Source organism: Bradyrhizobium sp. (assembly GCF_049581145.1).
Taxonomy (GTDB): domain Bacteria; phylum Pseudomonadota; class Alphaproteobacteria; order Rhizobiales; family Xanthobacteraceae; genus Bradyrhizobium.
Map to the genome: position 1 here is coordinate 1 of NZ_JBAURI010001173.1, position 3,490 is coordinate 3,490.

Annotated in this window: 4 protein-coding genes and 1 pseudogene; 2 read left to right on the top strand and 3 right to left on the bottom strand. The window is 66.2% G+C overall.

All coding sequences use genetic code 11. The features are described from left to right. A pseudogene (locus tag WCB02_RS37360) lies at positions 1 to 293 on the bottom strand (BA14K family protein); the annotation flags it as partial. A gap of 282 nt (positions 294 to 575) precedes the next feature. Here WCB02_RS37360 and WCB02_RS37365 point away from each other — a divergent pair. Then, entirely contained in the window at positions 576 to 986 is a 411-nt protein-coding gene (locus WCB02_RS37365) for an NADH:ubiquinone oxidoreductase subunit NDUFA12 (RefSeq protein ID WP_423966909.1), read from the top strand. A 426-nt stretch (positions 987 to 1,412) separates the two neighbouring features. Here the strand turns inward: WCB02_RS37365 and WCB02_RS37370 are convergent, their stop codons facing one another. Further along, positions 1,413 to 2,132: a DJ-1/PfpI family protein gene (locus WCB02_RS37370; RefSeq protein WP_423966911.1), complete on the bottom strand. Its 720-nt coding sequence runs from the start codon at positions 2,130 to 2,132 to the stop codon at positions 1,413 to 1,415. A gap of 208 nt (positions 2,133 to 2,340) precedes the next feature. Between WCB02_RS37370 and WCB02_RS37375 the strand changes: the two genes are divergently transcribed. Continuing rightward, positions 2,341 to 3,279, top strand: a complete 939-nt coding sequence (locus tag WCB02_RS37375; RefSeq protein ID WP_423966913.1) for a GlxA family transcriptional regulator — start codon at positions 2,341 to 2,343, stop codon at positions 3,277 to 3,279. Between the two features lie 22 nt (positions 3,280 to 3,301). On the opposite strand, the gene WCB02_RS37380 is transcribed toward WCB02_RS37375, so the two are convergent. Then, positions 3,302 to 3,490: hypothetical protein (locus WCB02_RS37380; RefSeq protein WP_423966915.1), on the bottom strand; the 189-nt coding region annotated here is incomplete at its 5' end.

The following is a 3,490-nucleotide window of genomic DNA, read 5'->3' on the forward strand; positions in this document are numbered from 1 at the left end:
TGCCAGCCGCGATCACCGCCATGCCAGCCGCCGCCGTTGAAGGCCGTGTGGCCACCGCTCCAGGCGCCGCCACCGCCGAAGTGACCCATGTGCATGGCGCCGCCTCCCATGTGCATTGCGCCGCCACCCATGTGGCCACCACCTCCCATGTGCATGCCGCCACCACCCATGTGGCCACCGCCGCCCATATGGCCGCCGCCGCCGCCATGGCCGAAGGCGAAGCTCGCCGTCGGGGCCACCGCCAGTGCCAAAGCGAGCGCCGAAGCGGTGCTTAAAGCTTTCAAGTTGATCATGATCATTTTACTCCGTTCATATTGGTTTGCATTTAATGGCCGGCCCAAGCGAATGTTCCGAGGTTGCGGCCATTTGCCCACTTGCCAGCCGCAAACCTCTGCGAGCGAGCGCCGGCTCCGTTGCCGTTGGATCGGAGCAAAACCCTGCAGCGCGTTGTTCGGACGCGCTTTCCTGCTCCGACCCGCGGCGCGCGTGACGCTGGAAAATGCGCCGACGCGACTGGACAATTCCGCGTTGCGGTGGCATCACGACAACGCAATGAGCCCCAGCCGGTCGCCCGCATGAAACAGTTCCTCCTCAAAGTCTTCACCTGGTGGAATGGCCAGACCTTCGGCACCCAGTTGTGGACTTGGCGGTTCGGCGAGCTGGTGGGTGAGGACGCGCAGGGCAACCGCTATTATCGCACCGCTGGCGGCAAGATCGACCCGACGCTGCTGTTTGAGCGCCGCTGGGTGGTCTACAACGGTGTCGCCGAGGCCAGCCGCATTCCGCCCGAATGGCACGGCTGGATGCATCATACCGTCGACGTGCCGCCCACCGAGGATGGCTACAAGCCGCGCGAATGGGAAAAGCCACATGTCCCGAACATGACCGGGACGCCCGCGGCGTATCGTCCCTCCGGCTCGACGCTTGCGAGCGGCCGCCGTCCCAAGGCAACCGGCGATTACCAGCCGTGGACGCCGGCCGACTGAATTTCAACGCGAGTTGCTGTGCCGACAGGCAGTTGTGCGCAGGCGTCCGCCTGATCACGCATGGCATCAGCCTTGCGAGCTGGCGGAGACCGGCCAGCGCTTGACGGCCCGGCGCTGCCGCGGCGCCCGCGTGCGGATGGTCTGTGGCCCGAACCCTGTGAACAACGGTAACAGCGGGGACAGCCCGCAGCGCGCGGTTGCGCGGTTCGCGAAGGCGCGGTTGACTGGGTCATCTTACGGAGATGGGAGACCATCGCGACGGTTCGGGCAACAGTTCGCGACTGCCCCGAAATGCAGCGGCACCCGATCAGGACGCCGCCGGGAGATCGGCCCCCGGCCCCGGACGTTCCGAAATCGCCCGCCAATGTGGCGCCCCCGTGAGACAGGAAAGGCCGTCTGGGCAACCAGGCGGCCTTTTTCTGTTGCTCAGGGTTCTGCTGCTCGGGCGCCGACCTCTGTCCCGGCGAGCCGCGCCTTGGCGCGGGCGATCGCCTCGCTCCGCCGTGCTTGTGACGGCTTGATCCGCTCCTTGATCATGGCCACGACGTCCGCCGGCGCAGTCTCGGGCGAGCCGGCGTTGAACGGCGGCCCGGGGTTATACTCCAGGCGAAGCTGGATCGCCTCCGCGGTGCTGCGGTCGTACAACAGCGACACCAGCGTCAACGCAAAATCGATTCCCGCCGTCACGCCGCCGCCGGTGACGCGGCTGCGGTCGATGCAGACCCGCGTTTTTGCCGGCACAGCGCCAAAGCAGGTGAGAAAATCCATCGCGGCCCAATGTGTCGTCGCGCGATAGCCGCTGAGCAGGCCGGCCGCACCCAGCACCAGCGATCCCGTGCAGACCGAGGTGATGAACCTGGCGCCTTCGGCCTGCCGGCGCAGGAAGGCGAGCACCTCGGCGTCATTGAGCAGATCGTCGCTGCCGGCACCGCCAGGCACGCAGATCACGTCGAGCTGCGGGCAGTCCGTGAACGTGATGGTGGGAGTGAGCACCAGCACGGAGTCGCTCGGGACCGGCTCGATGCGTTTCCAGATCAGATGCACGATTGCGCCGGGCAGGCCGGAGAACACCTGCACGGGCCCGGTGAGGTCGAGCTGGGTCACCTTGGGAAAGACCAGAAGTCCGATCTGCAGCGATGGCGACATGGAGGGCCTTTCGAGAATGCGCTTGACCAGCACATCCTGACATGATGGCGTTCTGTCTGAAATGGCATATTTCCCTCAATTAAAGACATTGGAATTCGTCGTCATTGCGGGCACAGCGCAGCAATCCATTTCGCCCAGGCGGATTGGATGGCTTCGTCGCTGCGCTGCTCGCAATGACGGAGATAAACTCTAGGGACACGAAGCGATCATGATCGGCGTTGTCATTTTCCCCGATTTCCAGCTGCTCGATGCCGCCGGTCCGATCTCGGTGTTCGAGATCGCCTCGCGGTTCGCCAGGCGCGCCGTGCCGATCAGGGTGATGGCGGCAATTCCGGGACCGGTGCGCTCGTCGTCCGGTGCCGAGATGCTGGCGCGGAAGTTCGCCTCGCCGGCTGTGATCACGACGCTGATCATCGCCGGCGGCGAGGGCGTCGAGGCGGCGGCACGCGACGCATGCACGATCCGCTTCGTGCAGGCGGTCGCCAGGCGCGGCAGCCGCGTCGCCAGCGTCTGCTCGGGCGCCTTCATCCTCGCGGAGGCAGGCCTGCTGGACGGCCGCCGCGCCACCACGCATTGGCAGCGCACGCAGCAATTCCTCGCCACCTATCCCAAGGTGAAGCTCGAGCCTGACCAGATCTTCGTCCGCGACGGCGCGATCTGGAGCTCGGCCGGCATCACCGCCGGCATCGATCTCGCGCTCGCGATGGCGGCAGACGATTTTGGCGACGGCATCGTAGAGCAGACCGCGCGCCAGCTCGTGCTCTACCATCGCCGCAGCGGCGGACAGTCGCAGTTCTCCTCGCTCCTGGAGCTGAAGGCGCCCACGGGGCGCTTCGGGCCGCTCTTGACCTGGGCGCGCGAGCATCTCGACGCGCCGCTGACGGTCGACCAGCTCGCCGACCGCGCCGGCATGAGCGCGCGGCACTTCACCCGCGCCTTCATCACGGAGACCGGCACCACGCCGTCAAAGGCGATCGAGCGCCTGCGCATCGAGGTGGCGCGGGCGCGCGTCCAGGCCTCGAACGAGGCGATCGAGCGCGTCGCCGAAACCACCGGCTTTCGCGACCCCGAGCGGATGCGGCGCGCCTTCATCCGCGCCTTCGGCCAGCCGCCGCAGGCGCTGCGCCGGGCGGCGCGGGCGGGGTAGCGTGCGTTTCGGATCGCGTGAATCAACCCTGGTTGAGTTCAGACTCTGATCTTATGTCTTTGGACTCGACGTTCAACCCACCTGGCAAAGGCCAGGCCGCTGGTCGAGGTGTTGCGGGATGGTTAGCAATTCTCTCAGAATACTCTTTCCGTATGCCTATAAGGTTGAAGTTTCCAGGCTGCGGCAGCAGCTCGACGAAGCCCATCTGGCC

Excerpts from the sequence above, each read along its gene's own strand:
- WCB02_RS37365 (WP_423966909.1), top strand. The coding sequence starts at position 576 with ATGAAACAGTTCCTCCTCAAAGTCTTCACCTGGTGGAATGGCCAGACC.
- WCB02_RS37370 (WP_423966911.1), bottom strand. The coding sequence starts at position 2,132 with ATGTCGCCATCGCTGCAGATCGGACTTCTGGTCTTTCCCAAGGTGACC.
- WCB02_RS37375 (WP_423966913.1), top strand. The coding sequence starts at position 2,341 with ATGATCGGCGTTGTCATTTTCCCCGATTTCCAGCTGCTCGATGCCGCC.